This window comes from Photorhabdus thracensis (assembly GCF_001010285.1).
Lineage (GTDB): Bacteria > Pseudomonadota > Gammaproteobacteria > Enterobacterales > Enterobacteriaceae > Photorhabdus > Photorhabdus temperata.
Map to the genome: position 1 here is coordinate 179,281 of NZ_CP011104.1, position 17,595 is coordinate 196,875.

General features: G+C 43.3%; 12 protein-coding genes and 6 tRNA genes. 3 read left to right on the forward strand and 15 right to left on the reverse strand.

What is annotated here, in order from left to right; genetic code table 11:
* Positions 1–32 precede the first annotated feature (32 nt).
* The 5 genes from hutH to hutI form a co-directional block, all read right to left on the reverse strand.
* Entirely contained in the window at positions 33–1,577 is a 1,545-nt protein-coding gene (gene hutH / locus VY86_RS00510) for a histidine ammonia-lyase (protein WP_046973535.1), read from the reverse strand.
* Positions 1,578–1,585: 8 nt separating this feature from the next.
* A complete protein-coding gene (hutU, locus tag VY86_RS00515; RefSeq protein WP_046973536.1) occupies positions 1,586–3,265 on the reverse strand; it encodes a urocanate hydratase in 1,680 nt (559 codons plus the stop codon).
* A 431-nt stretch (positions 3,266–3,696) separates the two neighbouring features.
* The gene (hutC, locus tag VY86_RS00520) at positions 3,697–4,428 is read right to left on the reverse strand and encodes a histidine utilization transcriptional repressor HutC (protein WP_021323257.1); all 732 of its coding nucleotides are present in this window, start codon (positions 4,426–4,428) and stop codon (positions 3,697–3,699) included.
* A gap of 106 nt (positions 4,429–4,534) precedes the next feature.
* Positions 4,535–5,491 carry a formimidoylglutamase gene (hutG, locus tag VY86_RS00525; protein ID WP_046973538.1) on the reverse strand — a complete coding sequence of 319 codons (957 nt, stop codon included), beginning with the start codon at positions 5,489–5,491 and terminating at the stop codon, positions 4,535–4,537.
* Complete coding sequence (hutI, locus tag VY86_RS00530) at positions 5,488–6,747, reverse strand: imidazolonepropionase (RefSeq protein WP_046973539.1); 1,260 nt, start codon at positions 6,745–6,747, stop codon at positions 5,488–5,490. Before hutI ends, hutG begins: the two co-directional genes overlap by 4 nt.
* Positions 6,748–6,984: 237 nt before the next feature.
* Between hutI and smrB the strand changes: the two genes are divergently transcribed.
* Positions 6,985–7,527, forward strand: a complete 543-nt coding sequence (smrB, locus tag VY86_RS00535; RefSeq protein ID WP_046973540.1) for an endonuclease SmrB — start codon at positions 6,985–6,987, stop codon at positions 7,525–7,527.
* 4 nt (positions 7,528–7,531) lie between these two features.
* Here smrB and sixA read toward each other — a convergent pair whose 3' ends face one another.
* From sixA to fadI, 3 genes are all read right to left on the reverse strand, one after another.
* Positions 7,532–8,014 carry a phosphohistidine phosphatase SixA gene (gene sixA / locus VY86_RS00540; protein ID WP_046973541.1) on the reverse strand — a complete coding sequence of 161 codons (483 nt, stop codon included), beginning with the start codon at positions 8,012–8,014 and terminating at the stop codon, positions 7,532–7,534.
* A gap of 277 nt (positions 8,015–8,291) precedes the next feature.
* Positions 8,292–10,475: a fatty acid oxidation complex subunit alpha FadJ gene (gene fadJ, locus VY86_RS00545; protein WP_046973542.1), complete on the reverse strand. Its 2,184-nt coding sequence runs from the start codon at positions 10,473–10,475 to the stop codon at positions 8,292–8,294.
* Positions 10,475–11,785 (reverse strand): acetyl-CoA C-acyltransferase FadI, encoded by a 1,311-nt coding sequence (gene fadI / locus VY86_RS00550; RefSeq protein WP_046973543.1) that lies wholly within the window; start codon positions 11,783–11,785, stop codon positions 10,475–10,477. The genes fadJ and fadI overlap by 1 nt, the downstream gene beginning before the upstream one ends.
* Positions 11,786–12,454: 669 nt before the next feature.
* On the opposite strand from fadI, the gene fadL reads away from it, so the two are divergent.
* Positions 12,455–13,768, forward strand: a complete 1,314-nt coding sequence (gene fadL / locus VY86_RS00555) for a long-chain fatty acid transporter FadL (protein ID WP_046973544.1) — start codon at positions 12,455–12,457, stop codon at positions 13,766–13,768.
* A gap of 76 nt (positions 13,769–13,844) precedes the next feature.
* Here the strand turns inward: fadL and mlaA are convergent, their stop codons facing one another.
* Entirely contained in the window at positions 13,845–14,597 is a 753-nt protein-coding gene (mlaA, locus tag VY86_RS00560; RefSeq protein ID WP_046973545.1) for a phospholipid-binding lipoprotein MlaA, read from the reverse strand.
* Between the two features lie 188 nt (positions 14,598–14,785).
* Here mlaA and VY86_RS00565 point away from each other — a divergent pair.
* A tRNA-Arg gene (locus VY86_RS00565) sits at positions 14,786–14,860 on the forward strand.
* Between the two features lie 787 nt (positions 14,861–15,647).
* Here the strand turns inward: VY86_RS00565 and glk are convergent.
* The 6 genes from glk to VY86_RS00595 form a co-directional block, all read right to left on the reverse strand.
* Positions 15,648–16,613, reverse strand: a complete 966-nt coding sequence (gene glk, locus VY86_RS00570) for a glucokinase (RefSeq protein ID WP_046973546.1) — start codon at positions 16,611–16,613, stop codon at positions 15,648–15,650.
* A gap of 228 nt (positions 16,614–16,841) precedes the next feature.
* Positions 16,842–16,917: transfer RNA gene (locus VY86_RS00575), tRNA-Lys, on the reverse strand.
* Positions 16,918–16,954: 37 nt separating this feature from the next.
* Positions 16,955–17,030 (reverse strand) — tRNA-Lys (locus tag VY86_RS00580).
* Positions 17,031–17,071: 41 nt separating this feature from the next.
* Positions 17,072–17,147: transfer RNA gene (locus VY86_RS00585), tRNA-Val, on the reverse strand.
* 44 nt (positions 17,148–17,191) lie between these two features.
* Positions 17,192–17,267, reverse strand: a tRNA-Val gene (locus tag VY86_RS00590).
* Positions 17,268–17,296: 29 nt separating this feature from the next.
* Positions 17,297–17,372 (reverse strand) — tRNA-Val (locus VY86_RS00595).
* Positions 17,373–17,595 lie beyond the last annotated feature (223 nt).

Below are 17,595 nucleotides of genomic sequence, written 5' to 3' on the forward strand. Positions count from 1 at the left end.
TCAGGCCGGACAGAAGCCGGCCCTCGGTTTATTTAACGGTTATTTTTAGTCTGTAATATCTGTCCAGCAGGAAGTAGTGAGGAAAGGTGTTGCTCAACCAACAGTTGTACCGCAGCAGCAATATCTGGCGCAAAAAAACGATCCTGATCGTAATAATCTACCTTTTCCCGCAAAATATGACGCGCTTTTTCCAGAATCGGACTGCTTTTCAGACCATTTCGGAAGTCTATTCCCTGACAGGCGGATAACCACTCAATTGCCAGAATACCCCGGGTATTTTCTGCCATCTCCCACAAACGACGCCCGGCAGCCGGAGCCATTGATACATGATCTTCCTGATTGGCCGAAGTTGGTAAACTGTCAACACTCGCAGGGTGGGCTAACGCTTTATTTTCACTAGCAAGAGCCGCTGCCGTCACTTGTGCAATCATAAAACCGGAATTCACACCACCGTTCTCAACCAGGAAAGGCGGAAGCTGTGACATATGTGAATCCATCAACAATGCAATACGTCGTTCTGACAATGCGCCGATTTCCGCTAATGCCAGCGCCAGGTTATCAGACGCCATTGCAACGGGTTCAGCATGAAAATTACCGCCGGAAATCACCTCACCCTGTTCAGCAAATACCAATGGATTATCAGATACAGCATTAGCTTCTGTCAGAATAACATCGGCAGCATGACGGAGCTGGGTCAGGCAAGCTCCCATGACCTGTGGCTGACAACGCAATGAATAAGGATCCTGCACCTTGGGACAGCCTATATGAGAATCCGATAGTTCACTGCTCTCTTCCAATACATAACGATACAATGCAGCTACGTCAATCTGCCCCTGTTGCCCACGAACCTCATGCACGCGGGCATCAAATGGTTTGCGGGAACCCAATGCCGCTTCTACGGATAAAGAGCCGCAAACTATTGCTGCCGCCAACAGATCTTCTGCCTCAAATAATCCACGCAACGCAAAAGCGGTGGAGACTTGAGTGCCATTAAGCAACGCTAAACCCTCTTTGGCCGCCAATGTGATAGGTTGTAAATTGGCTTTTGCCAGAGCTTCTTTGGCCGGCAACCATTCGCCCTGATAACGCGCCTGTCCTTCTCCAAGTAATAACAGACTCATATGTGCCAACGGTGCTAAATCACCTGATGCGCCGACAGATCCTTTACAAGGAATACAGGGATAAACCTCCGCATTAACTAAAGCGACCAACGTCTGAATGACTTCCAGACGAATGCCTGAGTAACCACGGGAGAGGCTGTTGATTTTCAATACCATGATCAACCGGGTCATGTCGTCGTCCAGCGCTTCACCTATTCCGGCTGCATGAGACACGACCAGCGAATGTTGCAGTTTTTCTAAATTATTTTCCTCAATCCGGGTACTGGCTAATAGTCCGAATCCGGTATTAATTCCATACGCAATGCGTTTTTCAGCAAGAATAGCATTAACACATGCCACGCTGTGTTCAATAGCCGGAAAGGTCTGGCTATCCAGAGTTATTTTTATGGGTTGCAGATAAACCTGACGCAGTTCATCAAGGGTCAATTTGCCTGGGTAGATAGTTAACTGTTTCATAATGTTCCTTATTTTGTATTGATCATAGGCAAATCTAATCCGTGCTCTTTAGCACAATGAATAGCAATTTCATAACCTGCATCGGCATGACGCATAACTCCGGTAGCCGGATCGTTGTGCAACACCCTGGCTATACGTTCTGCGGCTTCATCGGTTCCATCACAAACGATCACCATACCTGCATGTTGTGAGAAACCCATTCCGACGCCACCGCCATGATGCAGAGAAACCCAGGTAGCGCCGCTGGCGGTGTTGAGTAAGGCATTCAACAATGGCCAGTCCGAAACTGCGTCAGAACCATCACGCATGGATTCGGTTTCTCGGTTCGGGCTGGCGACAGAACCGGAATCCAGATGGTCACGTCCAATAACAATCGGCGCAGAAAGCTCACCACTGCGTACCATTTCATTAAAAGCTAATCCCAGTTTGGCGCGTTCGCCTAAACCAACCCAGCAGATACGGGCAGGTAATCCCTGAAAACTGATGCGTTCTCTGGCCATATCCAGCCAGCGATGCAAATGTTTATCGTCAGGGAGTAATTCTTTAACTTTGGCGTCAGTTTTGTAGATATCCTGTGGATCGCCAGAAAGTGCTACCCAACGGAAAGGCCCGATACCACGGCAAAATAACGGGCGAATATAGGCAGGAACAAAACCTGGGAAATCAAAGGCATTTTCTACGCCAACTTCATACGCTATTTGACGAATATTGTTGCCGTAATCAAAAACAGGAATTCCCTGTTTCTGGAAAGACAACATCGCTTTAACATGCTCCGCCATTGAAGATTTTGCTGCTTTGATAACCTCAACCGGATCTGAAATGGCGCGCAGGCGGTATTCTTCCCAGCCCCAGTTTTTCGGCAGATAACCGTTGAGAGGATCATGTGCGCTTGTCTGATCAGTGACTAAATCCGGGCGCACACCACGACGAACTAATTCCGGCAAAATTTCAGCGGCATTACCACACAGTGCGATAGAGATGGTTTTACCTTCCTGTGTGTATTTTTCGATCCGGGCCAGTGCATCGTCCAGATCCTTAGCTTGTTCATCGATATAACGAGTACGCAGGCGGAAATCGATCCTGCTTTGCTGACATTCAATATTCAGAGAACATGCTCCGGCCAGTGTTGCAGCCAACGGTTGTGCTCCGCCCATACCGCCTAAACCAGCGGTTAACACCCAACGCCCCTGTAAATTACCGTTATAATGCTGACGACCCGCTTCCACGAACGTTTCATAGGTGCCTTGAACAATTCCCTGGCTGCCAATGTAGATCCAGCTACCCGCAGTCATCTGACCATACATAGCCAATCCTTTCGCATCCAACTCGTTGAAATGTTCCCAGGTAGCCCAATGCGGTATCAGATTCGAATTCGCAATGAGTACCCGTGGTGCATTTTTATGCGTTTTAAACACCCCAACTGGTTTACCCGATTGGATTAACAACGTTTCGTCGTCTTCCAACTTTTTCAGTGTTTCGACAATCTTGTCATAACATTCCCAGTTTCTGGCAGCCCGGCCAATGCCCCCATATACCACCAGTTCATGCGAGTTTTCAGCAACTTCTGGATCAAGATTATTCATTAGCATGCGCAGAGGCGCTTCGGTTAACCAGCTTTTGGCTGTGAGTTGCGTCCCTCTGGGTGCCCGGATATCGACATTACGAAATTTATTATTCTGGGCGGTCACGGTCTGACTCCTTTTGCTCTTTGGATATTTGTTAAATGTATAGTTGTATATACATGTATATTCAATAGACCAAACCGTTAGCCAAAATAATATATTTATGAACTTATTATCTTTATTTTCTTATAAATCAATTTGTTAATGTTATTTCTTTCTGATTACCAAGGAGTAATGTTTTTGTTATTTTTGTGTTTATAATCACAAATTATTTACATTAAATTTACAAAAATATAATTTACATATGGAAAGATTTTGTCTGAATACAGACCAGGTTTGCTCCTTGGCTATGGGAACCTTATCAGCACATTCGGGAAAAAATCAGTTGTCAGTCAGGAAATAACCCGAAGCTTCGATAAACCATATAAATACGTCGATAGGTTTTAACTCCCTATCAAGGATAAATTGCCACAATAGTTTTCTTGTAAAAACAGTGACTATGAGCTGAAACGCCCTTTCAATTTATACCTATTACCGGGAAATAGCAGCCTGGCACTGGAAACGGTGTAATGAGTCGACCAAGTTCGGCGGCTGATTAATAAACAAGGGGCACCCGATTCAATTTGCAGTAACTTGCAGGATCGGGGATCGCCGGCGATGGCTTCCACGATGTGTTCACCTTCCGTTAACGGTGCAATGATTGACAAATAATCGTGTGGCGTAAGTTTTGTGAAGTCTTGTTGCAAATAATCAGGAACCGCTTGAGCATTGACGTAACGATCTTCTATCTGAACAGGAATATCGTTTTCATAGTGGACAATAATCGACTGGTAAATCGGCGTACCCGCGATAATATCCAATTCAACAGCCTGTTTTACGTCAGCATTCAGCTCCGATAACTTGACTATTTTACAGCGATGCTGATGAGAACGGGCTGAGATCTCATCAGCAATGCTGTGAATTTCAAACAGTGCGGATTGTCCTTTCGGTTCAGCAACAAACGATCCCACCCCTTGTAGCCGCACTAATAGCCCTTCAGCGGTCAATTCACGTAACGCACGGTTGGCAGTCATACGGCTACAGTTAAACTGTTTAACTAATTCAGCTTCTGATGGAACACGATCATTTGATTTCCATTCACCGGTATAGATTTTTTCGATGATGGACTGTTTCACTCTGGCATACAAAGGGGCAGGTTTAGCAAATGGCCCTGATAAATGTGTCGTCACAATAAATTCCTTGCTGCTATAAAAATGTTAAGTGATTAATTACGTTCACTTTATCAGGCTATTTCTGCCAAATAAAACCGCACAATAGTATTGTTATTTTGGATAATCAATACCACCAATGTGCTAATTGCCAGGCAAGGCGTGCTGCTGCCTTTCCCCCGATTCCTTGAATATCAAATGTTGGATTGAGTTCTACCAAATCAGCCGCCTGTAATTTACCACTCTGGCAGATTGGCTGAATCAATTGCAGAAGACGCTCCAATGGTAGCCCCAATGCCGCCGGCGCAGAGACTGCCGGCATCTGATAAGCAGGCAATACATCGAGATCGATTGTCATATAAATCAAATCAACTTGTTGGAGTGTATCTTGTATCTGCCACTGCACTTTGTCCAGCATGGCTTCGCTACATTGATTATCCCAGATAACCGTAACGTTTAAGCGGTTGGCTTCATCTACCAATGCCTGGGTATTAGACGCCAAACTTGCGCCAATACAAGTATAATGAAACTGGCGTTGGTGTTGCTGACAATATTCAGCAAGCTGACGAAAGGGTGTGCCGGAAGTCGGCTGCGGCGATCGCCGTAAGTCGAGATGAGCATCGAAGTTAATAATACCTATGCGCTGATGTGGGAAAGCATCATAAATTCCAACACCATGAGCAAAAGCGGTTTCATGTCCACCCCCCAACACCAGGGTACGCACATTTTGATGCTGGCATTGGGTAATTGCATCAGCCAGGGCTTGTTGAGCCTCACTCAATTGATTGGGATTAGCGCGAATACTTCCCAAATCCACCAATCTGTCATGCCCTGTATGGCTGGCCATATTGGCCAATGCCTTACGCAGATAATCAGGGCCTTGATTAGCGCCTGGCCTACCCTGATTAAGTTTTACCCCTTCATCACATTCAAACCCCAACAGAGCAATAGAGTGAGGAAATTCTTCCGGTGTAAAATACGGGGACAATTTAACTGTTTGAAAAAGCCGTAATGCATTATTCGCTTCTGACAAATCATTTCGTCCTTGCCAAATAGTCGGTGAAGTGGCATGCCATAAATTCATTTGCTGCTCCTTATCTGCTGTATGCTGGAATGTGTAATAGTTCCACGAAATACCCGGGTATTCAGTGGGTTATGGCCCAATTCATAGAAAATATCAACGGGATTTTCTGCATCCCAGACAATAAAATCGGCGTAAGCGCCTGCGCGCAGCTGTCCGTGACTCTTTTCCCGGCCTAATGCACGAGCTGCATGTCGGGTTACACCTAACCACGCCTCTTCCGGAGTCAATCCAAATTGGACGCATGCCATATTCATCGCCATACGCAGGGAAGCAAACGGGCTGGTTCCAGGATTAAAATCTGTAGATATTGCTATCGGTACATTAAATCGCCGTAATAAATCAACAGGTGGACGTTGTGTTTCCTGCAAAAAGTAGAAAGCACCAGGAAGCAGAACAGCGACTGTACCACTGCGGCTGAGAACCTCCACGCCTGCCTGATCCAGATATTCAATGTGATCAACGGAAAGGCCATGATAACGAGCGACTAATTTACTCCCGCCTAAATTGGACAGCTGTTCCACATGTCCTTTTATTGGAATATTCCAGCGTTCGGCCTCCTGAAAGAGCCGTTCGGTTTGTGCCAAATTAAACCCCACGCTTTCACAAAAAACATCTACGGCTTCGAACAGCTTTTTCTGCCAAAGCTGCGGCAGGATAACTTCACAAATCAGATTCATATAGGCATCAGGATTGTGCTTATATTCAGGCGGGCAAGTATGAGCGGCAAGCAAGGTCGGGCTAATTTCTATCGAATTATGCTGCGCCAAGTTTTGTGCGACCTGCAACAGCTTTTCTTCGTTTTCCAGATTTAATCCATAACCCGATTTAATCTCAATAGTCGTTACGCCTTCGGCCATAAATGCAGCAAGACGCTGCTGCGCAGAGTGTTCAAGTTGCTCAAGAGAGCTGGCTCGAGTCGCAGAAACTGTCGCATTGATCCCCCCACCCTGAGCACTGAGCTCAGCATAAGACATACCGTTTAAACGCTGTTCCCATTCATAAGCCCGGTTACCACCAAAAACCAAGTGGGTGTGGCAATCGATTAAACCTGGAGTAATCAGACGTTGTTGGGCATCAATTACCTGACAGCGGTTTGTCTGTAATGTTGCTGCGGGCAAAATCGCTAAAATCTTGTCATTACGCACCAGAAGATCATGTTCTTTTAATAATCCGTAAGCTGCATTGATAGAAGAGTCCATTGTTGCCAATCTTGCATTACGCCAGATGACATCAGTATCACGCAGTTCTATTGCCATGATTAGCATCCTGTATTCGTCAGTACCTGATCAGTCAGGCTATTAGTTGTATATACATTTATTTTCCAACCAACAATAATTGTCAAATTATTTTGCTGACTATCCGGATACACTTTCTTGTCAGCATTTTTAGACCACAAACCAAGTAAAATCAGGTTTCATTCAATATAATCAGGTTCAATAGTTAAAAAGATGCAGTACACTTGTCACAAAATAGTTTGATTTAACTGAGCAATGATGAAGAATAAATATTCCCTAAACGAGGAAGAGATTAGCTTGTTTAAAGAATCGGTAGCAGGAACCAAATGCATAAACCAGGATACCGTCTTACATCCTCCTAGAAGAAAAAAGACCAGCCATATCGCCCCTGAGCGAATACAGCAAGAACAAATTGATGCAAGCTACTATTTTTCTGATGAATTTCAGCCCAACCTTGATACAGAAGGCCCTACCCGTTACGTGCGGGAAGGTGCAAGCCATTATGAACTGAAAAAACTACGCCGGGGTGACTATTCACCAGAACTATTCCTTGATTTACACGGACTAACTCAAATGCAGGCCAAGCAGGAAATTGGGGCATTGATCGCGGCTTGCCGTCGTGAACATGTCTATTGCGCCTGCGTCATGCACGGCCACGGGAAACACATTCTCAAACAGCAAACCCCGCTATGGCTGGCCCAGCACCCAGATATCATCGCCTTCCACCAAGCACCGAAAGAATGGGGTGGCAACGCCTCATTATTGATACTTGTCGAACTTGATGATCCCATATATCGCTGAACTATCAGGCCTTTGCTGCCAATAGTGACGGACTGATTTGCCAGATAAGAGTTCCTTTGCCAGTTTGGTTGTCTAAATCCACACATGTGATTGCAGAAGTTGCAAACATCGGTGGGGTTTCTGCCGGACATAATTCAGCAACCAAATAGCCGACTAACGGTAAGTGGGAGACAACCAAAACAGCGTTATATCCTTGTTCAGCAAGAACCTGTAGATAACTGCTAACCGTAGCAGCATCACCTGATGGTGTTAATCCTGGCAACACTTCTTCACCATCCGGTAATGATAAGGATTTGCGAACAACCTGTAACGTCTGCTCAGCGCGAATATAAGGACTCACCAATACGAGACCAATCTGAGGCTCCTGCTGTGCCAACCAACGAGCCATTTCTTGTGATTCATTACAACCACGAGGAGTGAGTTGCCGGGCTGCGTCGCTGATTGCATCTAAAGCTGCGTCGCCATGACGCATAATAAAAACTTGCATAATCCACCGTATGAATGAGTTAGCGTAGCTATCTTACTGATAATAAATATCAGTAATCTAACCTGAGTTATACAATAAAAATTATTATCACAAAAACATTTCAGGTATGGTCAGCAGGCATTCTACTCAAAACAAAAACAAATAAAATGATTGAACAACAACCCAATGGGTATTGCTTGAAATTCAAAGAGATCTTTTTTATACAAAAATACTAAAGATGATTCCGGTACCTCAGCGACACCGGAATCGATTTTTTCATAAATATAATAATAGGTTACTACGGATAGAAATTTTTATTCTGTTCAGCCATTTTCACTAAGTGATCACAAGGGACAAATCTATCTCCATGCTGACTTTCCAGCCTACGTAAAATCTCCACCACTCTGGCACAACCCAGACTATCGATATAGCGGAATGGACCACCAAAAAATGGTGGAAAACCAATGCCAAATACCGCACCAATATCACCATCACGCGGGCTTCTGATAATCCCTTCATCCAGGCAACGAACTGCTTCATTAAGCATCAGCATCACACAACGTTGAGCAATTTCTGAAGAGATCATACGCGACTCAGGTGTAATATTCAGCAAAGTATAAACTGAGCTATCAACCTTTTTACTTCGCTTACCAAACTGCCAGAATTTTCTGGCCTCTGATGTATACAAATAGAAGCCACGGCCATTTTTCCTGCCCTTACGACCATCTTTCAGTACCGCATCAAGAGATTCAGGCGCAGCAAAACGCGGCCCTAGCTGCTCTACCAGAATCGGCATAATATTGGTGCCAACATCAATGCCGACTTCATCTAATAAATTGATCGGCCCGACCGGAAAACCAAAATTAACCAGTGCCTTATCTATATGATCAATTGGTTCTCCTTCTACCAGGCAATTCGCTGCTTCACTGATATAAGGCGCAAGGATCCGGTTCACATAAAACCCGGCTTTATCTCCGACCACAATAGCGGTTTTACCCTGTTTCTTTGCCAGAGCAACCGCGGTAGCAATCGTTTTTTCACTGGTTCCTTTATGTGGAATCACTTCCACCAAAGGCATTTTATCCACTGGACTAAAATAATGCAGACCAATAATCTGCTCTGGTCGTTGAGCTTTTTCTGCAATCTGATGGATAGGCAGTGAAGAGGTATTGGATGCAAATACGGTTTCTAGTTTAACATTTGCTTCAATTTCCGCCACCATTTGCTGTTTCAGTGACAAATCCTCAAATACCGCCTCAACAACAATATCTGTCTGTTCGAAACCGCGATAATCCGTCGTTCCCGAAATCAGCATCATTTGTTGAGCGCGCTCTGCGGGGCGTAATCGTTTTTGCTTCACCCGTTTAGACAATAAATCCCATGTGTACTTTAGTACCTGACTAATACCCTTTTCATTAATATCTTTGATACGCACCGGTAGTTTGCCACGGATGGTTGTTACATTAGCAATTCCCCCACCCATTAAGCCACCACCTAATATACCAACACGTTCGATTTTCGCGGGTTTCTCTGATGAACCCGTTTCATTTTTCAGTGAAGTTGCAGCAAAAAACAGATTACGTAAAGCGGCAGATTCCCGTGTCATTGCCAGTTCACCGAATGCCGTTGCCTCGGCCCGTAAACCTTGGGTCATACCTTTCTCAAGACCTTCTTTGACAACAGCAAGAATTCGCTCAGGAGCCGGATAGTGCCCACGAGTTTTCGCCAACGTCTTTTTGCGAACGATATTAAACAAAAAATATCTTCCCACCGGCCCAACTAACAATCGCTGTTGCCATGGCAAAGGCTTACACACCGGAATGCCTTTTTTAACTTTTTCAACAGCAACTTCCAGCAAAATATCCGACGGCACCGCGTCATCCACCACACCGAGCCGCAATGCCTGTTTCGCCCGTAATTGCTTGCCTGTCAGAATCATATCCAAAGCTGAACTGACACCAATTAATCTTGGCAACCGCTGAGTACCACCTGAACCCGGTAATAACCCAAGTTGAACTTCAGGTAATCCAAGACGGGTTTTATCATCCAGTGAACAAATACGCCAATGACATGCAAGCGCCAGTTCCAGACCGCCCCCCAAACAAGCACCATGAATCGCCGCCACAACAGGCAAAGGATAATTGGCTATTTGAGAAAACAATTTCTGGCCCTTTTCAGCCAGATCTTGTGCCTCTTCTTTGGTTTTACACTCGGCGATCATGGAGATATCAGCTCCGGCAATAAAGGTATCCGGCTTACCGGAAATCAAAATTAATCCTTTAAGGCCGGAAGATTGTTGAGCTTGTTTGAAAACATGCAGAAATTGATCAACAAATTCTGCTTTCAGCGTATTTACCTTTTCTCCCGGAACATCAATAGTAATAACACCGATCTTGTCCGGCCTTATATCAAAACTGAAAACGGAAGCTGTCTGTTTTGCATCCGCAGTGATGGTTGCAGCGTCATGCTGAGACTGAGCCATTATTGCACCTCCAATACCATAGCTGTGCCCAACCCGCCAGCAGCACAAGCAGTCGTTAACCCCAATCCGCCGCCACGACGACGCAACTCATTCAATACCTGCGTCACCATACGAGCCCCTGTTGCTGCAAATGGGTGCCCATAAGCAATTGACCCACCCAAGACGTTAAATTTATCCATGTCGACTTCACCAATTGCCTGAGCACGCCCTAATTTATTACGGGCAAATTCATCACTGGAGAACATCTTTAGGTTTGCCAGTGTCTGAGCAGCAAAGGCTTCATGAATATCAATTAAAGTCAGATCTTTCAGCGTAATACCTGCACGATCGAGCGCTATTGGTGTCGCGTATGACGGCCCCAGTAGCATATCCTGCCAAACATCAATTGCTGAGAATGCATAACTACGCAGATAACCAAGCGGTTTCATTCCCAACCCTTTTGCCACAGATTCACGCATCAATATGACTGCCGCAGCGCCATCTGTCAGCGGTGTACTGTTTGCGGCAGTGACCGTGCCGTGCTTGCGGTCAAATGCCGGACGCAGCTTCGCATAGGAAGTTAATACGGAATTTGTACGAATATTGTTATCTTCAAGCAATGCTTCACGGTATGGTGGGAAATGAGCCGTCATGACTTCATCAACCAACAATCCCTGTTCCCAGGCTTTTGCTGCCAGAATATGGGATCGATGTGCCAATGCATCCTGATCTTCCCGGCTGATACGGTAAGTCTTCGCCATTTGTTCTGCGGTATCTCCCATACGCAGACCTGTAGAATATTCCGCTACCGCTGGAGATACAGGCAATAAATCACGAAATTTAAGGCGGCTAAGTAACTTAAGACGCTGTGATAAGGTTTTCGCCTTATTCATATCCACAAGAGTACGGGCCAAGGATTTAGTCACACCAATGGGCAGTACAGAAGAGGAATCCGCTCCACCAGCAATCCCGATATTCACCGTACCGGCCATAATGCTTTCAGCCACATTGGCAATCGCCTGAAAGCTGGTCGCACATGCACGGGATACACTGTAAGCATCAGTATTGACACTCAACCCAGCACCAAGAACGATTTCACGGGCAATATTTGGCGCTTCAGGCATTTGCACCACTTGTCCAAACACCAGTTGATCAATCTTTTCAGGGGGTAAACCACTCCTGGCCACCAATTCGCTGACGACTGATTTACCCAAATCCACAGCCGGTATGCCGTGATACGATGTTGCCTGTTTAGCAAATGGAATACGTAGCCCGCTGACAATAGCGATACGATCACCTTGCTGTGTCACTTTTGTTAAAGGACGACTCATAACGGCTCCTGAAAGATTATCGTTAACTCAATCAAATTACTGAAAAAATCTTTTAATCGACCTAGACAGGTCTGACCTGATAAATCATTGTTAGCGTAATGTTTATAAATAGCAAACCTGAATAAACTAAAAATGAGAGGAAGCGCAACTTTAATTTATTTAATAGCTAAATAATTTCAATGCTTCTTAGAGCATGTTCGCAAGCGGTAAAAAAGAAATAACAATAAGGAGGGACTCAGTAAAACACTCCGCTATTTATCCAAAACACGCAGCAGCAAGCTGCGGTTTCTCCTGCGCCATACCGGTTCATTACATCAGCCATATTTTCATTCCCCAAGTATTAATAACCCGTCTTAATATTTTATCCCTCTTACCACCGGGGAACCAGTGCCTACTCTACTATGAGTATATTTATCTCGTCGAAATCTGATCTCAAAAAGTCGTTTTTAAACGTTTTTATTAACACTCAAAATCATTTTTTTGTTAACTGAGTCGCGTTTTTGATATCAATTTGGTCATATTTTAAAAACATTCTTGCAACACCAGCTGTTATCAGACCTATACTTCACGACTGGTCTGATTTGTCATCAAGACAAACCGACTCTACAATCCTGCGCTCCTTGCTAAGATAAGTGGCATAGTTAAATAATAAACAAGAGGGTTTTGGTCATGAGCCAGAAAAACCTGTTCACCCGTTCAGCATTAGCGGTTGCAGTGGCTATAATTTCATCCAATGCTGGCGCTGCCGGTTTCCAGTTAAATGAATTTTCTACTTCGGCTTTGGGCCGGGCTTTTTCCGGGGAAGGAGTTGTTGCTGATAACGCAACTGTAGGCAGCCGTAACCCAGCAGCAATGACTCTGTTTGATCGCCCATCGTTTTCTATTGGTGCCGTCTATATCAACCCAGATGTTGATATTACCGGTAAATCACCAATGACGGGTAAAAGTACCAACGCTAAAAACATTGCGCCTACCGCATGGATACCTAATCTGCATTTTATTATGCCGATTGATGATCAATGGTTTGTTGGTACTTCGGTCACCACTAACTTTGGTCTGTCTACTGATTTTAGCAATAACTATGAAGCAGGCCCTATCGGCGGTAAAACTGATCTGACAACGTTGAACTTCAACCTGAGCGGTGCGTATCGACTGAACGATAACTTCAGCTTTGGTTTGGGACTGAACGCCGTTTATGCTGATGCGAAAATCGTCCGCCATGCGGGTATTCTGTCAAATAAACTGAACGGCCTAATAAAACCAACTGATGAGGTTGCTAATCTGTCAGGCAAAGATTGGGGCTATGGTTGGAACGCAGGCATCATGTACGAAGTGGATGAAAATAACCGCTACAGCCTGACTTACCGTTCTAAAGTTAAAGTTAAATTTAAAGACGGTGACTATAAAAACGACATTCCTCCTATGATAGGAAAAATCGCGCAATTACCTGCCACCGGCGGCCAAACCATTGGTGGTAAGTTGGATCTTAATTTACCAGATATCTGGGAAGTTTCCGGTTACAACCGCGTAGCACCTAAATGGGCTATCCACTATAGCCTGGCATATACAGGCTGGAGTGAGTTTAGTGAACTGAAAGGCACCAGAAATAAAGACGGTGCAGTCCTGTTCAGTAAACATGAAGGTTTTAAAGATGCCTACCGGATTGCTTTAGGTACAACTTATTATCACGATGACAATTGGACATTCCGTACCGGCATCGCCTTTGATGACAGCCCGATTCCTGCTGAAAACCGTTCTATCTCTATTCCTGATCAGGACCGTTTCTGGTTAAGTGCTGGCGCAACCTACGCATTTAACAAAGATATGTCTGTTGACGTAGGTGTTTCTTATATGCATGGTCAAAAAGTCACGGTTAAAGAGAAGCTGTCTGAACAATCAACTGATCCGGCCAATAAACCATACGAATTTGATGCGAAAGGTTCTGCCTGGCTATATGGTGTGAACTTCAACTACGCATTCTGATAATATGTAGCGCCTAAAAAAGGATAGCCTTGCTGCTATCCTTTTTTATTTATAGAGTTAAACCAGAAGATAACTATCAATCAATACTGTCCAACTCATCCTTTAATGCTTCAGCATTCGGATTTTTCGTAGCTTCCAGTTTACCGTCACTTGCCATAAAATCATGGCCCTGGAAATAAGCCTCGCGCATCATCAGGTATGGATCTGATGAATTCTTTAACAAACCATCAGAATCCAGTAAACGAGCACGAGTTTCAATACCTTCAAATACCCATTTACCGGCTGACATCCAGATATTCAGATAACTTAGCATTGGATAAGTCATATCAGCCCAATTTCCCCCTTCATCACGTAGAGTGAAACTGCCATAGCCCGGCAATACGACATAAGGGCCATATCCCACATCATAATAGCCCAGAGTACTACCAAAGCGTTTCGACTCTTCTTTTGCCAGCTTAGGGTTTGCCATAGTTGCAACATCAATCAACCCCGCCATCCCAAAAATGGTATTCAGGAAAAAACGATTAAAATGTTTCATTCCCTGATACGGGTTACCACGTAAGAAACTGTTTACCATGCTAGCCGGCTCTTCGAGATTACTTAGAAAATTACCCAAGCCATTTCGGGCAGGCATTGGTACATAATCGTGCCATACAACCGCGACTGGACGTAGAATATAAGGATCAAGAACATCATAATTAAAGTTGAACATTGTACGGTTAAAACCTTCCAGAGGGTCTGAACGCCCCTGCTCAACAGTATTAGATGAACTGGCACACCCCACCAACAATGCGGCGGTAAGAGCGATTCCGCCCAAACGATACGTCATACATTTCTCCAAGTAATAACCTCTAGATCCGGCAAATCAATTTGTGCATTACCCACCGATGATCATCAACAGTATAAATATTACTGACAATTCAACTTGAATGGTACTCAATTTGAGTGGTTGCTAAATAGGCAAACAGTTCATAACGCCTTATCTTAGGAAAGAAAAGCAGTTATAATGTGGATATTGTCCCCTTAGTTAAATGGATATAACAAGCCCCTCCTAAGGGCTAATTGCAGGTTCGATCCCTGCAGGGGACGCCAGAAAATGACTTCACCAACGTTAATACAGTCTGATTTTTTCTTTATAAATAATAAGATAGACTAAAAAATCATGTTCTTGGCATACATTCCAAACACAATATTATATGAAAAGAGCATAACAGCATTTGGATTAAAATGTAACCAGTTCATATTAATAGAAACTTTATTTGAAGAATCTATAACCATATCCAATTTCTAATTATCCTGAAAGCACAAGTCAGTGTTACAGTGATATATAGATCAATAATATTTTCATATATAAATCAATATCTTCGTACCATAAATAAAATTTTTGCCATATAAAATATAATCTCGCATTTAAGATCTTGATATCCTTTTATAATTCTTTAATTAACCATATAATCAATAAAAAAGACACTTTATTATATCATCAGAAAAATATCTATTTACTGATTAATCCATTTATTAAAAAACACTAAAAACATAAACAAAATATTAATTTATTATACTTTTTAATATGATATGTTTATTTTAAGTGGTTACATACAATTATTCATTTGAGACAGATATCTATAACATTGCAATGAATTAATATATTTTCATTAGAATTAATAATATAATTCCATTTCAGATAATTAATAAATGATTGTATTTTCCAATATTAAGCAATATTACCTATGGTTTATTGTTGAAAACAAATCATAGGTAATATAAAAATATTTACGAAAAAACAAATATAATACAAAGTCATAATTTATATTTTCAGGGATTTTAGTCAGATATATACAATCATTATTTTCAATATGTATATATCTGCCTTTATAACTTAATCAATCAGTGAAAGTTGTTGCCGTAAATATGTCCCTGAGCCTAATAATCCAGGTTGCGGATAAGTAATCAGATAAACAGGAATCTGTTGTACTAATGTTTTAAAGCGCCCTTTATCTTCAAATCCATAAAGAAAATCCGATTGCTTAAAGAAATCAAGAAATCGCGGCACTATGCCACCAGCGATATATACACCACCAAAAGTTCCCATATTTAAAGCTAAATTCCCGCCAAATCGCCCCATAATTTCACAAAATAGTGCCAAGGCGCGATGGCAATATTGGCAACTTTCATCTAATGCCCGCTGCGTCACTATTTCGGGTTCTAAATCTTCCGGCTGACTCTGATCCAAAATTGCAATGGCCTGATAGAGATTCACTAATCCACTACCGGACAAGATTCTTTCTACCGAAACATGCCCCAGTTTGCGACGTAAAACAGCTAATATTGCATCTTGTTCTTCACTATTTGCCGCAAAATCCACATGACCACCTTCACCAGGTAAGCTAATCCATTGCTTGCCCGCTTTTATCAAATGAGCCACACCAAGGCCAGTTCCAGCCCCATAAACAGCAATTGGTTTATCTTCAACCGCAGCTCCCCCTCCCAATTGAACTTTATGTTCCTCTGTCAGCATGGGGATAGCCATAGATACGGCAGTGAAATCATTAATAACATCTAATTTTTCTAGCCCAAGCGCCTGTTTCAGCTCACTAATAGAAAATGCCCATTGGTGGTTAGTCATTTCCACCCAATCACCATTTATCGGGCAGGCAATAGCGATACAAGCATAAGTTATTATTACTTTTTGCTCCGCCAAATAATGGCTGATAATAGACTCCAACCCAGCGTATTGTTTTGCACTATATGTTTTAATCTGGTCAATAGCCCCATCTTTCAAATTGCAAAGTGCTAATCTGGCATTCGTACCACCAATATCAGCCACGAGTCCGTAGAGATTCATTTTTATATCCTAATAATTAGCTAGCACAACAATTACGTAAAGCTTATCTCATCTGACATTATTGGTATAGGTGGTTTGGGCACGAATAGTTTGCACAATCGGGATATCACATATTGAAGATGATTTGCCAGGCTAGAACCTGCAACTAATGGATTAAAAGCTAACCGCTCTACCGACTGAGCTAACAACCCATCTATAAGGGCACTACTCTAACTACGTCTTTTGGAATGGTGGGTCGTGCAGGATTCGAACCTGCGACCAATTGATTAAAAGTCAACTGCTCTACCGACTGAGCTAACGACCCATCTATAGGGGAACTACTCTAACTATGTCTTTTGGCATGGTGGGTCGTGCAGGATTCGAACCTGCGACCAATTGATTAAAAGTCAACTGCTCTACCGACTGAGCTAACGACCCATACCAAAAATGTGTGATAGTGCTGGAACAATCTAATGAAGTGGTGGGCGATACCAGATTCGAACTGATGACCCCCTCCTTGTAAGGGAGATGCTCTACCAACTGAGCTAATCGCCCACTTCATAATGACTATTACTGCCTTAAACCACTGAATTTATGATTGGTGGGCGATACCAGATTCGAACTGATGACCCCCTCCTTGTAAGGGAGATGCTCTACCAACTGAGCTAATCGCCCAATCATAAATTCATTTTTATCACAACGAGTGGTGGGCGATACCAGATTCGAACTGATGACCCCCTCCTTGTAAGGGAGATGCTCTACCAACTGAGCTAATCGCCCCGTCGTGATGGAGTCGCATTATAGGGATAGTTCAGGATGAGTCAACGCTTTTTCTAGGGAAAAATATCGTTCGTCTCAAAATTAAACAAAGGTGAGATAATTATCATCACTTAGGGTGCAGTTTAAGCAGATATGCTGACTTTTCTCAACAACATCCCGCTAACAGCATTGAGGAATTAAAGTCCAGTGATAAAATAACCTCCACTTTTATTACTTTAAATCA